A 24,928-nucleotide genomic window follows, 5' to 3' on the forward strand; every position below is an offset into this window, starting at 1 on the left:
GCATTGTTATTTGGTTGATTCAAGTTTTTTAAGTCGGTTTGAGAGTTCTCCGATCAATTGATTTTGTTCCTTAATGCTTTCAATCAGAAGCGGGATTAGGGAGATATACTTGACGGACTTGTATTCAGTCGATTTTTTTAGTGCCTTATCCGGGTTTTCCGGGTCGATTACCGGCGGGCTTACAATGGTGTCAACCAACTCGGGGAAAAGTTTTTCCACATCCTGGGCGATCAGCCCGATTTCCCGGTTTGGTTTGGTACCGTCCTTATACAGATAAGATTTCCCTTGTAGTTGCAGGACTTTTTCCAGCGAAGGCTGCAGGGCTTTGATCTCTTTTTTCAGGCGCTTATCGGAGGCGCTTTTTAGGGCGCCAGTATAGGAGATATCTCCATCAGCAAAGATGGCGTAATTGTTTACGCCACCCAGAGCCCTTCCATATACGCCAAAATTGGTTTCGTTTCCGGATGCGTATCCATAGAGCCCATAATTTTCTTTTCCTCCATTCGATTGTCCATAAACGGCATAGTTGTATTCAGTGCTGTTTGATGATGCAAGAACGCCATAATTGGTGGTTGCAGAATTGGCATTTACATAAATGGCCCGGTTCGAATTTGCCGGACCTGAAACTACCCCAAAATATCCATAATTATTCCCATCAGTCGGGTAAAGGAGTGTTCTGATACCGTTCTTTGTATCTCCAACTTCAAGTCTGTAAAGGTTTGAGTCACTATTTATTTTAACTTTTCCATCAGCATACGAAATATCCTTATTCGAATCCTTTACCCAAACGTTTTCTCCACCTCCGGCCCTTAACTCTGTCCCATCTTCCAGCAAAAATTTTGTTGCTTTCACTTCTCCCTTTACATGGAGGGGCGTTTCGGGACTTTCCGTATGGATGCCGACCAACCCACGACTATCCAGAAAAATGCCTTCACCAACCTCTCCGGATACTTTCAGCCCATTGCTGTCTTTGGCTATCAGTTGCTGAGCCTGGATCGAATCCGGTAAAAGTTTTGGCGGTAGCACACCGGTTATTTTGGTGGCCTCTATATCCGGCAACCGGTCTGCCGGTACGGTACCGGACTGCAATTCCGACGCATTCAGTTTTTTGAGGTCGCTCCCTGCACCTTCAAATGATTTGGCCAGTACTTTACCGGAGACTTCGAGTAGTTCATTTGGATTCGTGACTCCAATGCCAACGTTTCCGCCGTCTTTGATAAAGATCCCTTTCTCGTTTTGGTCGCTTAATTTGAGACCATTTCTATCCGGCGCCTGAATCGTTTTTACAGAAAAGGTATCAGGAAGTCTTTTAGGATCGATCGTTCCCGAGGTGATTTTGGAGCCATCCAATTCATCCAGACTGGCACCATTTCCCATAAAATTTTTGGCCTTAATATTTCCGTCTACCTCCAGCTTTTCTTCCGGTGCGATAAGTCCGATCCCGACATTCCCTCGATAGTTAAGCCTCATCACTTCCAGAAGGCCATCACCTTCCTCATTCTGTTTCGTGTAAAGAGCCAGATCACCCATGGAAGCGGTTCCCCTTTCTATGTGAAGGATGGAAGAACCCACGTACCCGGCACTACCCATTGCAATACCGAAACCCTTTTTGTCCTCAGAGCTTCCCTGAATGAATAGATGATAGCTTGCTATATCATTCACTTTATCAGTGGCTTTCACAGAGAGATCATATATATGGAGTTTTGCTGCAGGGTCTTCCGTTCCAATTCCGATCCTGCCTGTTTCGTGGATCAACAATCCATTTTCACGAGTATTTGTGAGCTTCAGACCACGTTCCGATCTCGCAGTAATCTGATCGGCTTTTATTTGATCGGTATCAAGTTGACCGGTATTAATGGCCGAGGCATTAATATTTGTGAGTTTTGACCCATTACCATGCAATTCGGTAGCGTTCAGACTGCCGTTTACATCCAGCGTATATGCCGGAGTGGTGGTACCGATACCTACCTTGCCGTCACTTCTTACAGCCAGTTGGTCGGCACCCTCACTGTTTTGCACTTTGAGGCCGAAGGAGTTTGAATCTTTTCCTTTTGAACGAAGGGTGACAGCATTCAGACCGGAATGGATCACGGCATTCAGATCGACACGTGGTGTTTCCGAAGCGCCGGCCAATCCCAGCTCGGTATTTCCATCTACTTTCAGTTTACCTTTTACATTGAGGTCTTTGTTAGTGGTGACCCCTTCGTTTGCCTGGATGGGTGAGTTTACGACTAATGCAGTGGATGGATTCTTTCCCTGCAGGGTACCGAAAATGGAAATCGTATCTTCCGGCTGGTCGCCCAACTGGACGTTTCCTTCGTGATACTCCACCTGTTTCACCACCATTTCTCCCTGTACGGTTAGGTTGCCGCCCACGGTCAGGTTTGAGTCCACATTCAGATTTCCGCGTGCTTTCACGTCACCGTTTACATCAAGGGGGGCTTCCGGGGTGGCCAGCCCAAGACCCACCGGCCCCTGCACGATCAGGCCATCATCAGGAGCTTTTTTGTCCGTATACCCTTTGCCGATAGTTGCAGCGCCATGTACATCAAGTTTATTCGTTGGTGAGATCAGGCCTATACCCAGCCTGCCCTCTACAATAAGACTATCGGCCGGAGCGACCTTCGAGCCGGCATAGGCGGATCCGATGGCACCGGCTCCGGCTACATCGAGCTTATTCTTGGGTGTTGTGGTTCCGATCCCGATATTGTTCGCTTCACCGACGGTCACCTGGTCTTCCTTTTTATTCACAAAGGAGTCGATCAGTTGCACAAAGTGATCTTCGGTAGGCCGGTCACCGGTCTCGAAGTATTTTTTCAGGCTGCTGCGGTCTTGCTCTTTCATGAGTTTATGGTGTTTTTAATTAGTTGACTTCAAAATTCACATCGATCATCATGTATCCGATACCCAGTTCGCCACCTCTGCAGGAGCTCTCTCCGGGGCGCACTACCGATATGTGGTGATTTTCAGCGGAAACCAGTACGGCCCTGGAGGAGGTAGGCTCCACCACCTCCTCTGTTTCCTCCATACTGACAATAAATTCCAGGTCTTCACTGATGGCCATCAATCCGATACCGGCCCCGATATGCTTGATCCCTTTCTTGATGTGGTAAAGCCTGAACTGGTTCACATAATCCACATATTCCCTACTTTCAATGAATTTGAGGAGGACCGATTTGTAGACTTTACCGGTCAGCAGAATATCCTCTCCTTCATCATAAGCCCATGGAGAAAGAAATCTTTTGATTTCTTTATTGAGTTCCTGTCCATAAAATCCACGGTCATATTCGGGCTTAAACCCGACGGAAAAATCAGCCAGGATCTCTTCGTAGATCGGGTTCTGAACTTGTAGTTGTACAAATGGGGAACAGTATTTTTTTAAATAATCCTGGATGCTTATTAACTGATTCCTGCTGGTCTTCGGCTGTAAGGGGTTCACCGCATTTTTATTTCTCAGGTTGGGAATGACGATCAGGGTAACCTTGCCGGGGTCCAACTCCGAACCCTTGCTGGTATGGTTCAGGCAGCGAACCTTGTAGATGGAGGGAAACTTATCGAGAACCAGGCGTTCATAATCCCAGACAGTGACCACCCGGTTTTTATGCCTCAGACGTTCACTCACCCGTGCATAAAAAGTGTGGTCCTGTTCTTTTGGGGCGCCTTCAAAAGAGGCATAAGGCTGACTGACTGTTTTTATGGCGGCCAGCTTCTCTCTCATTTTGGCGATTTTACCCTCCTTTAAGGGTGCCTTCAGGTGATCAGGATCATTGCCATTATCCCTGAAAACCGCCACTGCGGCCTGGGTATGCAGATTGATAAGTTGGCACAGGCTTTCAGGTGGTTCGGCAATGCTCCCGCGTAGCCAGAACATCCCCGCGGGCATCAGGGTGTTGTCTTTTGTTGCCTCTTTCGGGATGTCAAATTTAATGATGCCAGAGGTCTGGAAGTTGTTGGTTTCATCAGCCAGGATCTGCAGTTCGTGAAACGGGATCCAATGATTTTCGGACAGGTAATTCCACTGTATGCCTTTCCCGCTGGTCTCCAGGTCCGGATCGGCCGTGCCCTCCGCTACCTGGAAGAGTATACTCAAAGAAGCAGGCAATTCCAGGCCTTCCAGGCCAATGTACAGGTAGCCCTGGTCTTCGTACTGTGGGAGTAAAGTGAAATTCTTCAGGTCCGTAGAGGTATAAGGATGCTTCTCAGCCAGCCCAAAAGCTCCTAAGTGAAAGAATCGCTCAATCCGCTTTTCATAGTCCTGACGAATGGAATCCTGATCTTCCACCAGGTGCAGGTCCAGTGTTTCCGACGAACTGTAATTCAGAAAAAGGCTGTTGATGGTGGGCGTGTAGGGTTCGTTGGGGGGATCCTGTTGATTATCCGAATCAGCGAGGGCATTTTCAATGGCGATTCTCGAATTGAGGGTAGGGAATTCACTATGACCGAAAGGATAGTTGAGGCGCAATTTCAAAAATCCCCTGGGCACACCCTGGGTATAAGTCTCTGACCAGGGGAAATCCGGGTCCCGGTCAAATTCACGGATGGCCCCAAGACTGAAGCGAATGATTCCCTGATCGCCGACGGACTCTCCGCTTTCGATGTTTTCAATGGGGGCATCCGGTGCGATCTCCTTAATGATTTTGATGACCGCTTCCATTTCTCCAGGGGTCTTGAAGAACTGACTCACCCCAACGATCTCCCGGTTGGTGGCGAAAATGGTGAAAAAATGGGTGCCATCCGACGCGACTTTGCGTTCAAACTGACTGTCATACAATGCATTTTCCCGGACCGACCCCACACCATGAAGCCGGCCTTTTTCCTGCTTGTAACCTTCGCTTCTCAGCATAATCCGGTCTGAGGCATCCACCAGCCGGAAGAAATAAGGATGTTCTCCCTTTCCGGTAAACAGCTCGAAGCGATTTCCTTCCGGCTTTGTTTCTACCTTCCTGGATTCACCAAGTTTTGAACTCTTAAACAGCTTTACTGTGCCCTGATCCATCCATCTTTTCCGGTTGAGGATGGAAATATCGGCCGTCAGGTTGTCTTCATTTGGTGTGATCTTTTCGTAAACAGCATAGTGCTTTTCAAAATCGGGTACATCAGCCCAATCGATCCCGATGCTGAGTGAATCCAGCCGTTTCTGAAAGATCTCCTGGTTTCCGATAAATAGTTCGTTCCCCTTTTCCGGCATTGGGCCGAAAGGGAGGAATGCCTTCCCGGGATCCAGAGCTGAACGGCTGGTGTGGAGCAGATTGTTGTAAATTCCCTCCACATTTACTTTGAGGACGGCATTGATGAGGTTAAGCTGGAATAGCTGACCATAAAATCCGGGATGCACGAGTACTTTCATGACCGGATACTGGGTATTAAATTCCTCCAGTAAAAGCGCTTTATTATAGGCTGCAATGGGTGGCACCATTGCATCAGCCAAAACTTTGATTTGAAGGTATTTGCCGCTGATTATCCGAACTTCCGAGGGATCAAGAGAGATCCAGGCCTCCGCTCCGCTCAATTGAATCTTGAAGAGTTGAAGCAGTTCTACCTCCTTAAAAAGAGTACCGGTGTCCCGGCCGTCTTTTCCCTCCGTTTCCAGTGTCAGCGTGATGGTGCGTACACCTTCGCGAAGAAACAGGAGCGGGGAGCTAAAGGCAAACCCCAGTGCGGATTCCTGCATGGTACGCTGTTCTTTGGGGAGCAATTTTGCAGGTTTTCCTTCTTCCAGAGAAGGATTATTTTCATATTGGCTGCTTCCGAAACCGGACCACTTGGGTTCGCTTCCTTCCAGCTTTGCTCCAAAGCCGTCAGCGGAGTTGGCCACGGGTGCATCGAAGACTTTGCGGTTATGTGCCTGGTCCACATACACCGAACAAATACGTCCGATCCGGCCCCGATTGACTACAATGTCCTTTTCGAGTTGGTAGATGAGCTCTTTTTCGAGGCCATCTTTTCCTGCTTTAAAGAAGGTTTTCGATGCTTCGAGCGGGTATTTGTTTACATTTTTCGCGAGTTCAAAGAGGACATGGACCCGGTCCTCCTTAGCGGGCATCTCATAGAGCCGGAGCACTTCCTTGTAATAGAAATCAAGGTGCTTTTTGGTTAAAGAATTAATGTGGCGCTGAGCATGGCCAAAGAGTTTCAGGAACGTGAGAAAAAGGGCATAATGCGGATCGGATTCACTCACCCCATCGGTATCGAAGAAACGACTCCAGTCTGAGGAGGGTCTGTCTTTCGGGTAAAAGTGGATCAGTTTGGAAAACCCGGCAGCAAAGGCTTTCAGGTCGGCTTCCTTACGGTCATCTACATAGGGTGTCTCCGGCCGCAGTTGATCCGGCATCCGTTTGGATCGGGTGCTTCCGTCTCGTTGCAAGGGGTTTTTCGGTTGCTCGTCGTTCATGCCATTTTGCCTGTTGCTTCAGTGGTATAAAACGGGTAAACAAAGTTGCTCCGGGTATTGGTGGTCCGGATGGTATACTCGACCAGGATATTCACCTTACCTTCTAATGTGTCATCTGCTGTGATTTGAATATCAAATACAGTGATTCGTGGTTCAAAGTAGAGAATCGCTGTTTTGATCCGGTCTTTGATATAGGTGATCAATCGGGTAGAAATCGGCTCAAAAAAGAGGTCGGTCAGATCGCATCCGAAATTCGGCTGCATGATGCGTTCCCCGGGGCGTGTACCAAGCAGGATGGTCAGACTCTCCTGGATGTCTTGCTCCTCCTTGCTCATTTCCACCAACCCCGTGCCAGGAGAGAAAGCAGGCGGAAAGCTCCAGCCTTTCCCTAAAAAGGAAGTTGCAAATTTTTCGGGTAGTTTTTCTTCTTCCATTCTGATCAATTTTAATTAACCGATTAAAACAGTCGGACAGCCGGCGACAATGCTGCCACCGTGCGCCGTAGGGTCTCCCATTCTGGCTGCGGGCATCCCCCCGATCATCACCGTGGCGGAGCCATTGGCGATCGTATCCGGCGGACCGGTACAGGTGGCCATGTCACCTGCCCTTGCCGCTGGCATCCCCCCGATCATCACCGTGGGTTCGCCCGGAGGCAAGACCGGCCCACCTACGTGTGGGGTAGCCGGTGGAGTGATCATCGGGCATACGTGCATGTCGCCTGCTCTGGCTGCTGCCATTCCCATAAACCATCAATTTATCTGTACCATTGACCCTTTCACTACAGCGATGGCACCGGTGGTCAGTTCGGCCCCGGCCCCACCATCCGCTTTAAATTCCGCCGAAGCGGCAAATTCGATATTCGTTCCTTCCAACTTTGCATCGCCGGAAGCGGTTGTTTCCACATTGGTCCCTTCGGTTTTTATATCTCCGGAGGCTTTGAAAATGAGGTCTGCGGCTGATTCCAAAGTAATACCATCTGCATTCATCAGGATCTTGTTATCATTCTGATCAGCGAGTTCAATACCTTCATCTTTGTCACTTATCGTCAGCTTGTTTCCACCCGGAGTCTCGATGAGCAGGCTGGGGTCCTCATCGTTGAAAAGGACTTTGATCCCGCTTTTTGTGATGATCCCTTTTTCGATGTTATCGTCGGTTGCTTCCAGGGGAGCTGCTTTGGCGCTGCTGTGAAGCATCCCAAGGATGACTGCATGGCGTGGGTCCTCGTTCAGAAAACCGACCACTACCTCATCGTCTATTTCCGGCAGGAAGAAAATACCCCGCTCTGACCCGGCATCTGCCAGTGCGATCCGTGCCCAGATGCCCTCTTTTTCAGCGGAGATGGCCGGGCAGGCTACAAGGATGCGGTGTTCGCCATCCGGGTCTTCTCCAACCTGCTTTACAATGCCGATTTGCAGGCCCGTGATACCAGGGATGATGCCTGCTGCCGGCGGTGAGGACACCCCGTACATTTCCGTAAACCACTCCGGGGAGACCCCCAACTCCAGGTCCATCGTCCAGTTGCCTCCCGAAAGCTCATGGCGCACAGAGGAGACAAAAGCATCTCCGTTGAAGCGATCTCCCAATCCTTCCAGCGTGATGATATCACCCTGTTTGATACCTGACAAACCGTGTGTTTTGATGCGGCCTCTGGCCTGACTCAGACCAGACCGGAGATACCGGGCATCCGCCCAGGCTTTGAGTTCAGTATCGGGGATCTTACCGCCGTGCCGCAGCTCCAGGGATTCAGGCGCAGTGACTTCAGCAAGGGTGGAAGGCGAAAGATTTCCCAGACCGGAGATTCCCGGGTCTTCACCTTCTTCTTCCAATAGGGCCTGACCTGCCGGATCCCAGGAGATGCCCTTTGTTCCCGCCAACTGCAGGCTTGCATCTATTTCGGCTTCAAATTCGATGAGGCTCTGGCCATAGGTGATGGTTGTCACCGGACTGCCTGAAAGATCCGGTTTCAGTACTTTCAGTTCTCCGTCACTGGCTATCAGGATCTTTCCATTTACTTCGGCGCGGTTCATGATAAAATCCCAGTCCGTACATTGAAACTGGACCATTTCCTTGTGCTCCACGTCCGTTGCTTCCACATCGGTAGTCAGCCCATAGGTACCGGCGATCTCTTCGATGATGTCGCTGTCTTTCGACTCGTAGAAGTAATCACTTTTCCGGTCGATGGTCATTTTGATGGCAGGGTCCCGGCATTCCAGGATCAGCACCGAATGGCCGTTGTTACGGATCTTGAGGGCGTGTTTGATAATAATCCCTTTAAAAATGTCTTCATTTTCCGAATCATAGCCGGCCTGAATGGTTAGCTCCTTGCCAGGAACAAAGTCATCGGAGCTGCTCACCTCAAATTCACCTTTGGTCACGTCTCCGTCATCCAGCACAATGCGTGCAAACGGGATTTTGTTTACTTCTTTGTTCACAAGGATAGAAAGTATCCTAATTGACTGAGCAGGCTCTGAGCCATCTATCAAAATAGTATGCGTAACTAATCCGGATGTCTTGAGCAGGTCGGTACTCATGCGCTTTTCTTTGTTACCGGTGGAAAATAAATTTTCATTCCGACTTTCAGGTTCCTGAAGTTGCGCAGGTTATTGACCCGGGCTACTTCCAGATAGTAAGCAGGATCTCCGTATATCCGGTAGGCCATCAAAGGGAGGGTATCGCCCTCACCCACTATCCGGATGTGACTGAGATCAGGTGAATTATCGTTTTTCTCTTTAGCTTCCGTTTCCTTGTCGAGGGATGCGGCAAAGGTGGCATTGGCTACCGCCCGGATCGGGGTACCGTCCGGTTTGAACAGGGTGTACTTGATCTCCACCGACTCGAGCCTTCCTTTAAAGATCCCAATTCCCTTTTTTTCTTCACCCCAAATGATACTTACAAAGCGGGGTTGGTGAATGGTGCCGTCATAGAGATAGACGGTCTTCAAAAATTCTTCGATCTGTTTTGGAACGGGGTCTTCTTTTTTTTGTGAAAGGATGTTAGTACCGAAGCTGATGTTGTTGGAGACTACACCGGTGGAATCAAAGACGAACTGCAGGTCCATCTTTTGCGGGTCCACCCGGTAGAATTTTTTTTCACCGATCTTCGTGCCGGAAGGAGTAGTGTCTCCATATTTCACACTGTATTTTTCAGAATACTCTGCAGGATTGATCAGTGCTTCATATGAGCCTTCCTTTTTTTCATACTTCTGATCCGAGTACGAATAAATAGTCAGCTTCTCAAGTTTACCTTCGCTAAATCCCAACATTACCGTTTTTCTTTATCTTTCAATAGTTGCATGACCTGGTCAACACATTCGGCCACTATTTCCCCGGACCATTCCTTAGGGTCAGGAGGGATACCATTATGAGGGCTTTCCTGGTTAGTTACCGTCGTTCTGATGATCAACTCTTTGATTTCAATGGGCATCGCACATTAGATTGACAGGGCGTGGAAATAGTTGTACTTCAGCTTGATGGTTTCCATGACTACTGAGTTTTCATTGGCATTAAACCCTGAGACGGACCACTCAACCGGGTAGGCATTCACGACATACCAGGCAGCCACCGGCAGATGGAATTCATTGAGTAGCGTGATGGTCACGTTAGCTGGCTGGAATATGAACTCGTTGACAGCCTGCCTGCACCAGAGTACCAGCCCGGACCCCATGATCTTGCCGCGCTTGAAGGTGAGGTCTCCGAATTTAACGCTTTTAGGGAGTTGGTGTACGTAACGGTTTTCGCCACCTTCGGCAAATGATTCCGTCTCCACCGTAGCGGTCAGCCCGGAAACCTCCTGGAACATGATGTCGTTAGGCGTTTGAGGAAAAATGTCAAACACCGCCATGAAATGAAATCCAACTGCAGGTTGAAGTACACTCATTTTTCATTCATTTTTATGCATGTTCCATCGTGAGTCCTTCATGGACCAGTTCCATCGACTCGATGGCCACTTCATTACCATCGGCCTTCAGCGTTGGATTTTCAATTTTTGTAGGCCAGGCGTTTTTGATCTTCCAGGTGACCACCGGCTCGTGGCTTTCGTTCAGGAGGCTGATGATCAGGTCGCGGCGTTCGATGGTATTGAGGCTCACGGAGTCCCACCATTTGTAGTAGTCGCCATCGCCTTTGTACACCCCTCTTTTCAGGGTGATGTTGCTGTCTTTCTGGATGCCGGGCATTTTCATGGTGTGCTCAGGGGCTACGCCATGCCGGTATTCGATGACTTGGGTTTCGGTGTTGAGCCCGGATACTTCCGAAAACTCCAGTTTTGCTCCACCCCATTCTACCTGGAAGTGAAACACGGGAATTGGATATTCTGCCATAACTTATAAGGTTTAATGTTTTTGGATTCAGTTCAATTTATCAGGGATCAGGCTTCCTGCAGTTTGTGGGAGAATTTCAGGATGATAAATTCTGCCGGTCGTACCGCGGCCATCCCGATCTCGATGTTCATAATCCCGTTCAGGATGTCCTGGGCGGTCATGGTAACACCAAGTCCCACGTTGACAAAAAAGGCCTGGTCCGGTTTGGCGCCTGCCAGGGCGCCCGCCCGCCAGAGTCCGGTCAGGTAGTTTTCGATCATGGCTTTTACGCGCACCCAGGTGTTGGCATCATTGGGTTCGAATACCACAAATTCGGTTGCTTTTTTCACGGATTCTTCCACCATGTTGAATAGCCTGCGTACGGGCACATACCGCCATTCATTGTCATTTCCGGCAAGGGTGCGTGCGCCCCATACGAGGATGCCCCGGCCGGTAAAGCTCCGGATGGCATTGATGGATTTACCACTGGTTGGGTCTACGTTGAGGTTCATCTGGTCCTCGTGGGTGATCTTGATTGACGGTTCGATCACGCCGGTTATGGTCACATTGGCAGGGGCTTTCCAGACTCCCCGGTCATTGTCTACCCGGGCATATACTCCGGCGATGGTGCTGGAGGGAGGTAGTGTCAGGGTGAGTTTATTCAGCTCCGCTTTGATCTGGTTGTACAGCTCATTGTCGTCTTCTTTGATCTTATCAAGCTTATTAGGGCTGGATGAAGTGCTTTTTGATGCATTGGAAAGAGCTGCCAGTCGATCATTGTTGTTTTGAGATCCATCACCCAGAGTGGAAGCTTTTGATTTCACGGCGGTTTCAAATTCAGCCTGAGTGGAGTATTCAGTGCCAAGTATATCGGAGCCGGTCAGGTTATCAAATTGAGTTTGAGTCAGTTTCACTGGTCCCGAACCTGTTGCCGGATGAAACTGATTGAGGATTGTGGTGGTGAGTTTGAATACTTCCGCGGTTCCTAAGGAAACGTTCACTTCACTTTCCTTAAAAGCATAATTCAATGTCGTTTTCAACCACGGATAGTAGGCTGCACCGTATTTCAGGTAATCGGAGGAGAGGGACCGGAAGTCTTCAATCGGCTTTTCGGTTTTGTAGATATCGGCGATCACAAACCGGTCCTTGAGCTTATGGCACTGGGCTAATGCGTCGGCGTAAAGTCCGTTGAAATTATCCACACTATCAAGGTTGGTAGCGTCAGGAAATACGATCAGTGTTGGTTCGTCTTCTTTTTCCAGATCTTTCAGACCGCCTCCCAGTTTTTCCTTATCGATGGAAGGTGCTGTATAATCACCTACGGAAATGATGTAGCACGGCCCACCACCGTTTTTGAAATACATCTTCATGCTGTAGTACATCAGGAAGATGGATTTGGAAGACGGTTCTTTGGCTTTGACTGTCCGGACCTTATCTTTTTCCGAAACGGTCACTTCGATGGTTGTTTCGTTTTTCGCCTTGCCGAAAAACGTTTCATACTCCAGCAGGGAGCTGATCCGTTTCGGTTCAGTGATCGGGTCGCCGTTCAGTTTTTCTGCTTTTTCCGTATACCCGATAAAAGCCGGGATTGCGGTTTCTACCTGGGCAATGGAAGCCGGCAGAGTCGTGATCTCTTCCACATACACTCCCGGTGTTTTATAAGATGTTGCCATAAGGATTGTTGGTTACAGGGTTATACATTGATATAGACTTCAGATTTCAGATGATTTGGCGAAGGCACCGGCAAGTGATTGATCTTCACTTTTTCCGGTCCGTTAATTGTCAATTCAAGATCTTTTTTAGGTCGTTCGTAATAAGGCACCTCTTGTGGTTCAAAGACTTCATCGACCAGCTTCCCGGTTTGAAAGATCACAACGGCTCCTTTCGAATAGTCTTGCTCGCTTGTTTCGGCAAAGCTGATCTGCTCATATTTTGTATTGGTATTGTTACTTTGGTAATTCTCCTGATCCTGCAGGTGAAAGTGACAGTTGGTATAGTCTTTCGTCAGGATGATCTTGTATTTCCAGACAGTCTTTCTTGGCACAAATGAAAGGTCGAGGATGACTGGTTTTGTATAGTGGATCGATTCGTCAATGGTCACCTTAAGCATTCCGAATGGCCGCTTTGACTTATTCTGCGAGGCAATGACCGTGGCGGAGCCTCCCGGGACCTCATATTGAAGATCTTCCTCTGATTCCCCGGTTTTTGAGGCACCCGTACTCAGGAATTGATAGATTTCTTTAGCAGATTTCTCCGGCAGGCCGGTGATGCTGAGAAACGAAGGGTCAATCAACCAGAGCTGAAAGACCAGTACCGTGCCGGGGGCGAGTTTGATAAAGGGGCCGCCCTCCTCTGAGCGTTCGTATCCGATCGAGCCTCCTGTTTCGGAATCCTTGAAGAGATGATGATGACCCTTCAGTGATTTTTTTGTCTCCGGAGTAGGTGCTATCCGAAGTTGTTTGCACAGGCCATTATTGAAGTATTCGTGCCTGAACCGGATAGTGAGTAAATTTTTAAAACCGCTCATAACTAGTTGTTTGAAACTTCCGATCCGATCGTTTGTGAGGCTTCGACCTCCTCCAGTACCTGACGCTGTTGCACCGTTAGCATCCTCATTTTATAGATTGCGGAGGGCGTGTACTTTGCCCCAAGGTATCCCCAGATATGGTTGAGTTGTTCAAACGGCAGGGTTGACAGCTCGAAAATCAGCTTTTCAATTTCTTCGTCCAATGCTGGGGAGTTGCGGTGATCGAAGGTGTTGCGGGCCTGGAAGAACCTGAACACATGGCCAAGAAATTTGAGCGACTGATCGTAATTTTTGCTGGTGAAGTTGGTGGTGAAAAGCAAGTGGAGGTTTAGTTTGATCTCCGGGTTTACTTTGAGAAATGATCCGTTGCTCTCTTTCACATAAGGGACCTGCGCTTTATGGACCCGTTCTTCCTCCACATTGATCAGTGTGATGACCACCGTACTGTCGGGCAGGTGATCAGCGCTGCCCTCCTGGGTCAAAATATTGGACAGCACTACCTTATCCTCCTCACTATTTGTAGTGTTTTTTAGGTAGGTATTCAGACTGTTCCTGACAAAAATGAGTGCCTTATCGATCAATGTTCCTGATTTTATTGGAGAATATCAAAGAACTGAATTGATCGACGCAAAATCAATCCCCATTTATGGCTATTTTGGTGGTGGTCAAAGCCAAAAATAGCGCGAGGCTTTCTTGATCAGTTCGGCAGTGTTCTTCACCTCAAACTTGGTGATCAGATTTTTGCGATGATTGATGGCGGTATGGGTGCTGATATGAAGTTTGTCGGCAATCATTTTGGCGGAAAAACCATCCGCTATATAATAAAGTACTTCTTGCTCACGTGCTGAGATTCTTCGCGAAACCTCTGAGTGCTGTTTCAACGGCTTCTCTGAATGGGCCAACTGATAATAATAAAGCTGTTCGCGATTCTTTCTCTGGGTGACGTCCTTTATGATACCAAATAACCTTTTTGATCTGGAAATGATAATTGCGGTCAGTTCCAGCCACATCCATTTTTCTTCTATATTTTTCATTCTAAATTCAGAGACGGTGGATTGTAGGTTGTACTTTTGTAAAGTAGCATCATGATAAAGTTTTTGGTAAGTGGTTTTTACCATTTCCAGATCACAAGGGTGAATGAGACTTGAGTATTGCCCCATTTCCAGCAATTTCTGGTGGGGATATCCCAAAATAGATTTTACACGTTCACTTAGGTAAAGAAACTTCCTCAATTGGATGTCATAAAGAAAAAAGACCAATTGACAGCCTGTAACGGACCAATTGATCTGACGGTCCAATTCTTTTGAGATTTCGTCATCGAAAAATTTTGTTAGCAAAGCGGTTTTCATAGCGGTAAGTATTCTTAAATGATCAGCCCCCCGATAAATGGCGGCCATAAACAAACTGGAAGATTCAATTTAAAAAACATATACCTCAATTGGTATCCCTAAAATAGGGTATTTGTCACCTTAATTTTCGGGTATTTTTTTCTTTTAATCATGAATAATGGAAGCCGGTATCCTCTTAAAACTTACTCTAATAACTGGTCTTATCCAGAGTTCAAGGAGGAATGCCTGACAAATAGGAAACTTGAACCTTAATCTTACTTCCTACCCTTTTGAAATGAAGATCACATGCCTTTTTATGGTACCGTACAACGGATTATAATCGTAAGTCCCAGTCCGGGATTTTATCTTTGGTAGTGAAAAAAGGCCCAAAACCCTGATTGGAGATTTAAATTCCTAAAAATACTTCAACATAAACCGGATCATCCGTTCTTTAAACCTGGTATAAGGAGGGTACACCGTCTTTGCCATGGTCAGTCCTCGGCGTTGTTTGAGAACAGACTTTTCATTAGAAAAAGCCAGAAATCCGGCTTTACCATGGGATTTACCAATCCCGCTGTTATTCACACCACCAAAAGGCAGGCTTGCATGGGCAAATTGAAGCACATTATCATTGATCACCATAGTGCCAGCGGATATTTCCCTGGTTATCCGCCTTTGTACACTCTTATTCCCTGAGAAAAGATATAGAGCAAGTGGTTTAGGCCGGGCATTGATATAATCTATAACCTCATCCGGATTTTTATAGGTAATGACCGGAAGGATAGGGCCAAAGATCTCCTCCTGCATCAGCTTCATGTCCTCCTTAGGGTTTAAGATCACCGTCGGGCTCATCCGGTTTCTTGTATTATCCACCTTTCCACCAAAAACCAAAACTCCGTCTTTACTAAGCGCATCATCCATGTATCCTGTTAGTCGTTCGAAATGGCCCTTGTTAACGATACTTGTATAATGCTCCTCTTTTCCGTAAAGCTTATTCGCATTTTTCTCAAGCGCTTCCAGGAAAGGCTCAAGCCTCGACTCGTGCAAGTACAGGTAATCCGGGGCTACACAGGTTTGGCCGGCATTGAGCCACTTGCCCCACGCGATCTTCTCTGCGGCATCCCCGATACTTGCGGTTACATCTACTATAGTTGGTGATTTACCCCCCAGCTCCAGAGTAATTGAGGTTAAGTTTTTAGCAGCCGCCCCCATTACTATTTTTCCAACTGCCGGGCTACCCGTAAAAAAGATATGATCAAAAGGAAGCTCCAGTAATATGGAAGCCACATCCGCTTCTCCCTCAAAAACAGAAACGACCTCAGGCTCAAACAGCTCCCGAATCATGCGGACGATTACCTGATTAATGGCTGGGGTAAACTCCGATGGCTTCATGATCACAGTGTTTCCTGCCGCTAAGGCAGATACCAGTGGACCTATAGCAAGGTTAAAGGGGTAGTTCCAGGGAGAGATGATCAGGCAAACCCCTTTAGGCTCGGGCCGGACGTAGGCAGAGGTCCCCATGTAAGTAAGGCTGGAAGGGTAATGCTGCCTGTCTGTCCATTCCTTCAAATGACTGATCGCATGACGTATTTCGGTGAGTACAGGATATACTTCAGATAGGTCAACTTCCCGGGCAGGCTTATTCATGTCCTCATAAACAGCCTCCCTGATCTGGTGCTGATGGTCAAAGATCCATCGCTTAATGGTTCTTAACCTCCTCTTTCTGGCACTTACAGGCTCTTTTCTCAATTCCTGTACCTTATTCCTCTGACGCTGAAAAACATCATGAACCTGAGCCTTATCGATTACCTCTGTCATATCATCGAACCTTCAAATTAATAATTTGTTAACACTAGAACCATTTGCTAACTTTAGCGTAACATTGGAATAAAGCAAATCTAACAAGCGGACCACAAGTGTATCTCACTCATTTTAAACGGAATGAAAAAAACTGCGGCCATATTGCTTTCTCTTTTGCTGGCTCTATACCCCTCATTTAGCCAGAATGAGGGTAGTCTGTTTCATTCTGAATTCGAGCAATCTTCTTTTTCATCCTTTGAGCTTGACAAAATCCTGTTTGCCACAGCTCCGGGTGTAGACCTTAATAAATATAACGAGTATAAACTGGAATTGACAGACCTTGTAGAAAAGGTCAATAAATCTGAGAAATGGTCTTCGGACATTATCTCGGAAAAGCTGTTTTACCTGCTGCATCGCAAGCTGCTGAAACGATATGAAAATTATGCCTCATTTGGTGAGGTCTTTACCAGTGGATCCTATGACTGTGTTAGTGGCACTGCTCTTTTAGCTGTTGCGCTAAACAAGCTGGACATGGACTATACGATTCATGAGTTTGATTACCATGCCTTTCTAATTGTACACACAGAAAATGGGGATGTACTGCTGGAATCCACCGACCCGTTTAACGGGGTGGTCAGAGGCCCGGCAGAAATCCGGAGACGTATCGCCGTGTATGGTACGGGAGGGGACCCCCGAACAGACGCTATTGAGCCGGTAGGTAGTAAAACCAATACCCTTTCCACCCACATAAACAATGTAATAGGGCTCAATCAACTCGCAGGACTCCAGTACTTTAACCTGGCAGTGCGAGATTTCAATGCGGGAAATAAGCGTGAGGCTTCTGCCTTCATTGAAAAGGCCTATATGCTGTATCCGAGCGAAAGGATACGGGAAATTCGCAAGCTATTTAACAACCCCCGGCTGGTAACTACTCGATAATCTTAAATTCCACCCTTCTGTTTTTCGCTTGATTCTCTTTGGTGTCGTTGGGTACTTTTGGTTGAGATTCACCAAAACCAATAGCTTCCATGCGTTCGAAAGAAATGCCGTTGGTACGGAAAAAATCCACCACTGCCTGTGCTCGTCGTTCCGAGAGCTTTTGGTTGTAGGCTTCATCACCCACTGAGTCCGTATGTCCGTCTATCCGGATCTTTTGGATCTCTCCCTTCGTCAAAAATTCCAGTATCCGATTGAGCTCGGGATAAGAGGAGGTTTTAAGAACAGCCTCGTTAAAGTCAAAAAAGATGTTGTTGATCACGATGGAGGCTCCTTTTTCAATTTTAGATAGCTTAAGCCCCACATCGATGGTATCATTACTGGTCACCTCATTGAAGTCAAAGTTTTCTCCGGTAGAAAGGAAGCCTTCATCTTTGGCCAGCAAGCCATAACGTGCACCAGCCCGTACGGTCACTTCATAATTTCCATTTTCATCTGCTACTACACTGCCCACATCTATTCCGTCAGGCAGCCGCTCGATCATTACCGTTGCCCCACCAATCGGGTTTGTTGTTTTTTCATCAGTAACCTGCCCCTTAATGGTAACGAAATACTCCGCTTCTTCTACCAGATGAGCAACAGAAGCCATTAGTTTGCTCTCTTTATCCACAAAGATGTCATCGGCTTTAAAGCTGTAGATATCCGTATCCTCATCCACCGTTCCCCTGGAAAAGTAGATGTGCTTTCCCGTAGACGGAATGCTGAAGTACTGATCATCATTTTCTGAGTTGAGGCTTGCGCCCAGGTTTTCCGGGATGGACCATCGCTCCCAGGAGTCATCCAGGCGGATAGCCACATAAATATCTGCTCCGCCATAACCGCTATAGCCACTGGTGGAATAATAAAGCGTTTTACTATCCTGACCCAGGAATGGCGAATAATCATCACTGGCTGTATTTACGTCGTTTCCCAGATTTTTGGGTTCGGTCCAGCCACCGCCTCTCCTGAAAGAAACATAAAGGTCTCTGCCCCCATACGAGTCATCACGCTCCGCAGAGATGATCATCATGGTTCCTGTGGGCGCCAGGAAGTAGTCTACCTTTGGTGAATAGTTATAGTCATTTTCGATCTCTACAGCCTCGGGTTGCTCAAAGTCGCCTCCTTTTTTTCTTCTGGATACGGAAACACCGGAATACATCCTTCCTTTTTTACCATACCGGTTTCCCAGGATCATCACCTCTTCTCCATCTACCAGGGTGATGGAGCTGATAAAGTTGGGGCCCTCGGTATTTAGCGGAGGTCCTACATTTCGGGCCGGTAACCACTCCCCGGTCTCCGGATCCAGGTCAGAGACCCAGATATCTTCCACATCGTCTACCCCGCCTACATTATCAGGATGATATCTACGACTGAAATACAAATGTTTCCCATCAGGTGAAATGATAGGGCTGTGCTCGATGTACTGACTGTTTACATTGGCTCCCAAACGACTCGCGGTTTTATTTTGTGCAATACCAGCCACGAGATTGATCAGTACATTGATAGGAATGTTAGAAGCTGAAACACCAATAGCATCAATGGCATTGTAGCCCGACACAGCAGCTCCGTCTACAAAGACTTTGATGGCGTGAATTTCGTATGGTGTCGTTTCAAAAAACAAGTTGAGCAGCCTGCTCTCAATAGGAATGGTTCGTGCTTTCAGCTCAAAGAGGGTGTACTCATTATACTCTGAGTCATAGGCGTATACTTTCGTTACTGCACCCGGATTTTCCGATTCAGCAATGGCAACCTGCTTTGCTTTGATCGGCTTCTCAAAGGAAACCATGATATACTCTTCCTTATCATTGCTTTTGGGGCGCCAGGCATTGGGGTTATCTCCTCCTCCTGGTAAAACATTGGGTTTGTGCAAAGCCTGAATGGCCGAATACTCCAATGGAGAGTATTCTGAAGAAACATCCACAATTTCCGAACCCCAAACTACTGTTTCCTGGGCTTTTGCCTCAAAGGCGATTAAGGCAACAACTATACTTAAGGCAAGTGATTTTTTCATAAGTCAGACAATCTATCTACTGATGACCCTAACCTCCACACGTCGGTTTTTGGCTTTGGCTTCATCGGTTCGTTCAGTAAACAACGGCTGGGTACCGCCAAAGGCCTTGGTCAGTACCCTGTTTTTCTTGATCCCCTTTTTGACTAAATATTCTTTAACTGCTTCCACTCTGGCTTGTGAAAGACGCATATTAGCATCTGCATTTCCGGCAAAATCCGTGTGCCCTTCCAGCTGAATGATCATAGACGGTCGCCCATCCAGCCATTCAACAAGCTCATCCAGACCCTGATAGGAGCTTTCAGTAATCTGGTCGCTACCCCGGGAAAAGATCAGGTTACTTAATGTGATAAGCTCCGGTTCTGCCTCCTCAGGGTCAGGCTCCACGTAAAGAAACTGATTCATCTCTCCATCTCCATCCTTATCCTGTATCGATACTTCTGTTTCCAAATCCAAAAAGCCGGGTTTGGAAACACGGAAGATGTACTTTTGCCCTTTGGCCAGGTAAAACTCAAAGTCGCCCGCGGACGTACTTTTCGCTACCCCCATATCATCATAGTAAGGCAACTTCTCGTAAGTTATCGAAGCATCAACTTCTGAAGAATCTCCCTGACTCAGGACTTTCCCGTAAAACCGGACATATTCACTTTGAGATTGGCTGAAAGCCGAACAGGCTAATGCCATTAAAAATGAAAAGATAACCCCTTTGGCCATGTTTTAGGTTTCGGATTTTGACCAAATTAACGGAAATAAATCGAAATTATAAAATCATTTGGGCAACAATGCCTATTTCTGGTTAAGTGGTATTTGCGCCAGCACCGTATGATCTTCCTTCACCTCTATGTTGTTGAGACGGTAAAGCATGACGTTTTTTGCATGTAGGAAGTCCAAAAGATGCGAAGGGTCAATGGGCTCTGAAGGCGGCAGGTCAACTTTTAAGGCATCTACCTGGCGCCCGTTTTTCCAAAAACGATAACACACATGTGGTCCGTTCGCCAGCCCTGTACTACCCACAAAACCAATGGTTTGGCCTTGTTTTACATTCACACCGGGACGAATACCCCCGGCGATTTTAGACATGTGCAGGTACTGTGTGGTATAATTGCTGTTGTGCCTGATCTTCACAAAGTTGCCATTGTACTTTTCATAATGCGCCTCCAAAACCACTCCATCGCCTACTGTGCGGATTGGGGTGCCTGTAGGCGCTGCGTAATCCGTACCAAGGTGCGCCTTGTATCGCTTCAATACAGGATGATATCTCCTCGGGCTATAGCGTGAGCTTATTCTGGAATAATTTAACGGAGCCTTCAGAAAGGTCTTTCTCAGGCTGTTTCCCTCTTCATCAAAGTAATCCGCATTCTCACCCTGATTGTAGTAAATAGCATAATACTCTTTGTCAAAGTGTTTGAAATATGCCCCGAGTATCCGGCCGATACCTACCACTTCATCTCCTACGCGCTCCTGCTCATAGATCACCTTAAATGCGTCTCCTTTTTGGATACGGAAGAAGTCTACCTGCCAGGCAAACACATCCACCAGCCTCTGGACAAGCATAGGAGATGCATTTTGTGACAGAATAGCCTCATAGACAGAAGTCTCGATGGTGGCCGTGATCACCTTTTCTTCTTTGATCACCTGGCGCTTCATACGCTGAACGAAAATCGAATCGCTCAAATTGAAGACGATGTACTCAGTACCATCCGGCTCAAAGATGAACTGACGCGCAGTTTTGTTAGAATCCCGTTCGTGAATGACTGTAAAAGGGTAGCCAGCCTTTAACTTTCTGACATCAAATACGCCTTTAGCGGCATTGGCAAGCTTATATATGGACTCGTTGTTGATGTTAAACTTTGAGAGGATCTCCGAAAGGTTTTGGTTCCACCTGATCTTGCCTTCAAAAACCTCAAAGGAATCAACCGCTATACCGTAAAGCAGGGTCTGCTCGGGGACAAGCCGTACCGTGTCAGCCGTTTCGATGCTGGCAAATGTGACATCCGACCTTTCTTGTTTCGTTTCTGAAAAATAATAGACCGTGGCTATGACAGCCAAAAAGACTAGAAAAAAGCTACCCGTTTTCCACATTTCTTAATTCCCTTGTTTCCTATGATCCTTTCTTAAAAGCTTTCAGACCTTCATCCAAAAACGTTACAAATTTATCAACATTTAGATCATATGCACGCGGTTTTACCAAAAGCTCTCCATTTGGCGATAAAATTACGTAAAAAGGCTGAGCATTGTTATTGAATTGCGTGATTTGAAAATCAGCATTCTGCTTACCGATTGTTTTCTTCACTTTTCCGTCATAAGAAGAGGTATACCACTTATCCTCTGGTAGGGTGGTTTTATCATCTACATAGAGCGCTAGTAAAACGAAATCATTCCCCAGACGCTTCAGCACTTCGGGTTCTGACCATACACGCTGCTCCATCTCCCGGCAGTTTACACAGCCATGCCCTGTAAAATCGATAAAAATGGGTTTATTCACTGCTTTGGCACATGCCAGGGCCTGCTCATAGTCGAAATATCCCTGTAAGCCATGCGGCCACTCCAGGAAGTCGTCATAAAGCGGATCATCGCATAGTTCATTTTTTGTGACGGTTTCGGATCCGGCATGATCTCTGACAATATCCACCAGGCTAAAGTCATGCGTAGACATAGGAGGCAAATATCCGGAAAGAGCTTTCAGCGGCGCACCAAACATGCCAGGGATCAGATAAACCACGAAAGTGAAGGTAAGCATAGATAAAATAAGTCTTGCCACTGAAACGCTGTTGCTATCACCATCGCCCGGCAGCTTGATTTTGCCCAGCAGGTAAAAACCCAAAAGCGTAAAGATTACAATCCAGATGGCCAGGTACACCTCCCGGTCTAAAATACTCCAGTGATACGCCTGATCTGCAATGCTCAAAAACTTAAATGCCAGTGCCAGCTCGATAAAACCCAGTACCACTTTCACGGAGTTGAGCCAGCCGCCTGACTTTGGCAATGAGTTAAGCCAGCCTGGGAACAGGGCAAACAAAGTAAATGGAATGGCAAATGCAGCAGAGAAAGCCAGCATTCCCAATACAGGTTTTAGTGAAAGTCCGCCCGCAGACTCCACCAAAATACTTCCCACGATGGGCCCTGTACATGAAAATGAAACCAGAACCAGTGTGAGTGCCATGAAAAACACGCCGATCAGCCCGCCTTTATCACCCATTGCATCGGCTTTGTTCACCCATTTATGAGGCACTGTGATCTCAAAAAGACCAAAGAATGATAGTGCAAACAACACAAACACCACAAAGAAAATGGTATTGGGTATCCATCCGGTCGCCAGGTCATTGGCTGTCTCAGGTCCCATAAACGGCGCCAAAACCGCACCGATCACCGAGTAAATGGCCATGATGGAAATACCATAAAAAAGACTGTTGACAATCCTTCCTTTTTTGTGGTGATCCTTCCCGGTAAAAAAAGTAACGGTCATGGGGATCATAGGGAAAACACAGGGTGTCAGCAAAGCAGCCAGTCCTGCCAAAAAAGCCACGACCATAAAAGACCAAAGTGAATAGGGGTCTGTAGAGGATCGCTGCTTTAAGAAGCCCCCATTATCGGTTACTACCGGGGCTGCATCATTTACTGCATTATTTTCTTTTTTTTTACTCTTTTTGGTACCGCCTCCCAGCTTAAAGTCCTCCTCAAAAGGGATGCATTTGCCATCTACATCCGTGCATACCTGGTAGCTGTAGAAACCAGCGATCTGGTACTGGGGATCAAGGATTTTTACCTTTTGGATAAACTGACCCGTGCCGCGGAAATAGCTTACTTCTCCTTCCCATAGTGAATCATATTTCCGCTTGGGGTTTATCGGTTTGACTTCCCCGACCAACTCGTAGCTCGGATCTTCCTCAAAGGTAAATTCGGTAACCATCGGCCCTACATTCGGGTCAAAATCCGAGGAGTAGAGATACCAACTCGGATCGATCGTCACATCAAAAATGACTTCTATTTCCTGGCCAGCCTCGGGTTTCTTTTCTGATAAACTTACCTCCCATTCAGCAGGTTCCAGTACCTGGGAAAGTGAGGCAATCGAACTGAGCAAGGCAATGAACAAAAATGCTTTTCTCATGAGATAGATTCTTTAGTTTGAGTTTTTGGTCATCCCGATTTAACGTTCCAACTCCGAGAAAAACCGATAAAAATGGGAAATCGTTTCTATTCCTTTGTAAAAGTTGAATAAACCGTAGCTTTCGTTGGGTGAATGGATCGCATCCGAGTCCAGCCCAAAGCCCATGAGGATCGGGTCCAGCTTCAGTTCCTTCTGGAACAAGGCCACGATCGGAATACTCCCACCTTCGCGTTGGGGAATGGGTGTTTTGCCCCAGGCCTCCTCGAAAGCCCGGCTGGCAGCCTGATAAGCCGGAGAGTCCGTTGAGATAACAGCCGCCTCCCCACCGTGATGAGGGGTTACCTTCACCTTTACCGATTTTGGCGCAATGGATTCAAAATGTTTTTTGAACAGCTCGGTGATCTCGTGACTATTTTGGTGAGGTACCAAACGCATGGAAATTTTGGCATGAGCTTTAGACGGAAGGACCGTTTTTGCTCCTTCGCCAATATACCCACCCCAAATACCATTCACATCCAGGGTAGGTCGGATACCGATCCGCTCGCGGGTGGTAAAGCCTTTTTCCCCTTTTACATCTTCAACGTCAAGTTCCTTTTTAAAATTATCCAGATTAAAAGGCGCTTTGCCTAATTCCGCTCTCTCTTCTTCAGAAAGCTCTTCCACTTTGTCATAAAAGCCCGGAATGGTGATCCGTCCATCCTCATCCTGCAGACTGGTGATCATCTCACACAAAATGTTGATGGGGTTGGCCACCGCTCCCCCGTAGGCTCCTGAGTGCAGGTCTTTGTTGGGCCCGATAACCTCCACTTCCAAATAACTTAGCCCTCTCAACCCTACGGTAATGGATGGACTGTCATTGCTGATGATCGCTGTATCTGAAATCAGGATAACATCCGCTGAAAGTTTTTCATGATTATTTTTCACAAACTCCACCAACGCATCCGAACCTACTTCCTCCTCACCTTCAATCATAAATTTCGCATTGCAGGTCAGCGAGTCCGTTTTTACCAAAGATTCAAATGCTTTGATGTGCATGTACATTTGCCCTTTGTCATCACAGGCGCCACGGGCATAGATCCTTTCATTTTTTATGACCGGCTCAAAGGGAGGGGAGTCCCATAGCTCAAGGGGGTCTGGGGGCTGAACATCATAATGACCGTATACCAGAACCGTTGGCAGTTTAGGGTCAATGATCTTTTCACCATAGACGATTGGGTGACCGTCTGTCTCAACCAGCTCCGCCTGATCAGCGCCGGCGGCTAGTAATTTATCTTTTACAAACTCTGCAGCTTTTCTTACATCCTCTTTATGCCTTGAGTCTGCACTTACGGAAGGAATGCGGAGTAGCTCCAGCAGTTCCTCCAGGTATTGTTCTTTGTGGGTTTCAAAGTGTTTAATTGCATCCATGGCGCAAATTTGTGCTTATTTTTTATTTGTGCCACCAAAAAAGGGATATTTCAGACTTGCGGAGGATTTTGGTGATAAGCTGCAAAA

At 47.1% G+C, this 24,928-nt stretch carries 20 protein-coding genes; 1 reads left to right on the forward strand and 19 read right to left on the reverse strand.

Going from position 1 to position 24,928, the window contains the following annotated elements:
- Positions 1 to 6: 6 nt before the first annotated feature.
- The 14 genes from AC3E9V_RS25815 to AC3E9V_RS25880 all read right to left on the reverse strand — a co-directional run bounded on the left by AC3E9V_RS25815 (position 7) and on the right by AC3E9V_RS25880 (position 16,361).
- Positions 7 to 2,844, reverse strand: coding sequence for a tail fiber domain-containing protein (locus AC3E9V_RS25815; RefSeq protein ID WP_488751063.1), 2,838 nt, complete (start codon positions 2,842 to 2,844; stop codon positions 7 to 9).
- Between the two features lie 19 nt (positions 2,845 to 2,863).
- Complete coding sequence (locus AC3E9V_RS25820) at positions 2,864 to 6,391, reverse strand: YegP family protein (protein WP_488751064.1); 3,528 nt, start codon at positions 6,389 to 6,391, stop codon at positions 2,864 to 2,866.
- On the reverse strand, positions 6,388 to 6,825 hold the full coding sequence (locus AC3E9V_RS25825; RefSeq protein WP_488751065.1) for a GPW/gp25 family protein: 438 nt from the start codon (positions 6,823 to 6,825) through the stop codon (positions 6,388 to 6,390). The genes AC3E9V_RS25820 and AC3E9V_RS25825 overlap by 4 nt, the downstream gene beginning before the upstream one ends.
- Before the next feature lie 15 nt (positions 6,826 to 6,840).
- A complete protein-coding gene (locus tag AC3E9V_RS25830; protein ID WP_488751066.1) occupies positions 6,841 to 7,134 on the reverse strand; it encodes a PAAR domain-containing protein in 294 nt (97 codons plus the stop codon).
- A 6-nt stretch (positions 7,135 to 7,140) separates the two neighbouring features.
- Entirely contained in the window at positions 7,141 to 8,922 is a 1,782-nt protein-coding gene (gene vgrG / locus AC3E9V_RS25835) for a type VI secretion system tip protein VgrG (protein WP_488751067.1), read from the reverse strand.
- Complete coding sequence (locus tag AC3E9V_RS25840; protein WP_488751068.1) at positions 8,919 to 9,653, reverse strand: CIS tube protein; 735 nt, start codon at positions 9,651 to 9,653, stop codon at positions 8,919 to 8,921. Before AC3E9V_RS25840 ends, vgrG begins: the two co-directional genes overlap by 4 nt.
- On the reverse strand, positions 9,653 to 9,814 hold the full coding sequence (locus tag AC3E9V_RS25845) for a DUF5908 family protein (protein ID WP_488751069.1): 162 nt from the start codon (positions 9,812 to 9,814) through the stop codon (positions 9,653 to 9,655). The genes AC3E9V_RS25840 and AC3E9V_RS25845 overlap by 1 nt, the downstream gene beginning before the upstream one ends.
- A 6-nt stretch (positions 9,815 to 9,820) precedes the next feature.
- Positions 9,821 to 10,267, reverse strand: coding sequence for a phage tail protein (locus AC3E9V_RS25850; protein ID WP_488751070.1), 447 nt, complete (start codon positions 10,265 to 10,267; stop codon positions 9,821 to 9,823).
- A gap of 13 nt (positions 10,268 to 10,280) precedes the next feature.
- A complete protein-coding gene (locus tag AC3E9V_RS25855; protein ID WP_488751071.1) occupies positions 10,281 to 10,709 on the reverse strand; it encodes a phage tail protein in 429 nt (142 codons plus the stop codon).
- A 47-nt stretch (positions 10,710 to 10,756) separates the two neighbouring features.
- Positions 10,757 to 12,361 carry a phage tail sheath family protein gene (locus AC3E9V_RS25860; RefSeq protein ID WP_488751072.1) on the reverse strand — a complete coding sequence of 535 codons (1,605 nt, stop codon included), beginning with the start codon at positions 12,359 to 12,361 and terminating at the stop codon, positions 10,757 to 10,759.
- A 20-nt stretch (positions 12,362 to 12,381) separates the two neighbouring features.
- Positions 12,382 to 13,215: a hypothetical protein gene (locus AC3E9V_RS25865; RefSeq protein ID WP_488751073.1), complete on the reverse strand. Its 834-nt coding sequence runs from the start codon at positions 13,213 to 13,215 to the stop codon at positions 12,382 to 12,384.
- A 2-nt stretch (positions 13,216 to 13,217) separates the two neighbouring features.
- On the reverse strand, positions 13,218 to 13,796 hold the full coding sequence (locus AC3E9V_RS25870; RefSeq protein WP_488751074.1) for a Pvc16 family protein: 579 nt from the start codon (positions 13,794 to 13,796) through the stop codon (positions 13,218 to 13,220).
- Positions 13,797 to 13,880: 84 nt separating this feature from the next.
- A complete protein-coding gene (locus tag AC3E9V_RS25875; protein ID WP_488751075.1) occupies positions 13,881 to 14,564 on the reverse strand; it encodes a LuxR C-terminal-related transcriptional regulator in 684 nt (227 codons plus the stop codon).
- 393 nt (positions 14,565 to 14,957) lie between these two features.
- Positions 14,958 to 16,361, reverse strand: coding sequence for an aldehyde dehydrogenase family protein (locus AC3E9V_RS25880; protein WP_488751076.1), 1,404 nt, complete (start codon positions 16,359 to 16,361; stop codon positions 14,958 to 14,960).
- 123 nt (positions 16,362 to 16,484) lie between these two features.
- Here AC3E9V_RS25880 and AC3E9V_RS25885 point away from each other — a divergent pair, with 123 nt between their 5' ends.
- On the forward strand, positions 16,485 to 17,282 hold the full coding sequence (locus AC3E9V_RS25885; protein WP_488751077.1) for a hypothetical protein: 798 nt from the start codon (positions 16,485 to 16,487) through the stop codon (positions 17,280 to 17,282).
- On the opposite strand, the gene AC3E9V_RS25890 is transcribed toward AC3E9V_RS25885, so the two are convergent.
- The 5 genes from AC3E9V_RS25890 to AC3E9V_RS25910 form a co-directional block, all read right to left on the reverse strand.
- Positions 17,272 to 19,329, reverse strand: coding sequence for an OmpA family protein (locus AC3E9V_RS25890; protein ID WP_488751078.1), 2,058 nt, complete (start codon positions 19,327 to 19,329; stop codon positions 17,272 to 17,274). The two genes, AC3E9V_RS25885 and AC3E9V_RS25890, sit on opposite strands and share 11 nt — an antisense overlap.
- 12 nt (positions 19,330 to 19,341) lie before the next feature.
- Positions 19,342 to 20,010, reverse strand: coding sequence for an OmpA family protein (locus AC3E9V_RS25895; RefSeq protein WP_488751079.1), 669 nt, complete (start codon positions 20,008 to 20,010; stop codon positions 19,342 to 19,344).
- Between the two features lie 102 nt (positions 20,011 to 20,112).
- Positions 20,113 to 21,375, reverse strand: a complete 1,263-nt coding sequence (locus AC3E9V_RS25900; RefSeq protein ID WP_488751080.1) for a peptidoglycan DD-metalloendopeptidase family protein — start codon at positions 21,373 to 21,375, stop codon at positions 20,113 to 20,115.
- A gap of 52 nt (positions 21,376 to 21,427) precedes the next feature.
- Positions 21,428 to 23,434, reverse strand: coding sequence for a protein-disulfide reductase DsbD family protein (locus AC3E9V_RS25905; RefSeq protein WP_488751081.1), 2,007 nt, complete (start codon positions 23,432 to 23,434; stop codon positions 21,428 to 21,430).
- Between the two features lie 39 nt (positions 23,435 to 23,473).
- A complete protein-coding gene (locus tag AC3E9V_RS25910; protein WP_488751082.1) occupies positions 23,474 to 24,841 on the reverse strand; it encodes a dipeptidase in 1,368 nt (455 codons plus the stop codon).
- Between the last annotated feature and the right edge of the window lie 87 nt (positions 24,842 to 24,928).

The organism is Marinoscillum sp. HNIBRBA16962 (genome assembly GCF_057801515.1).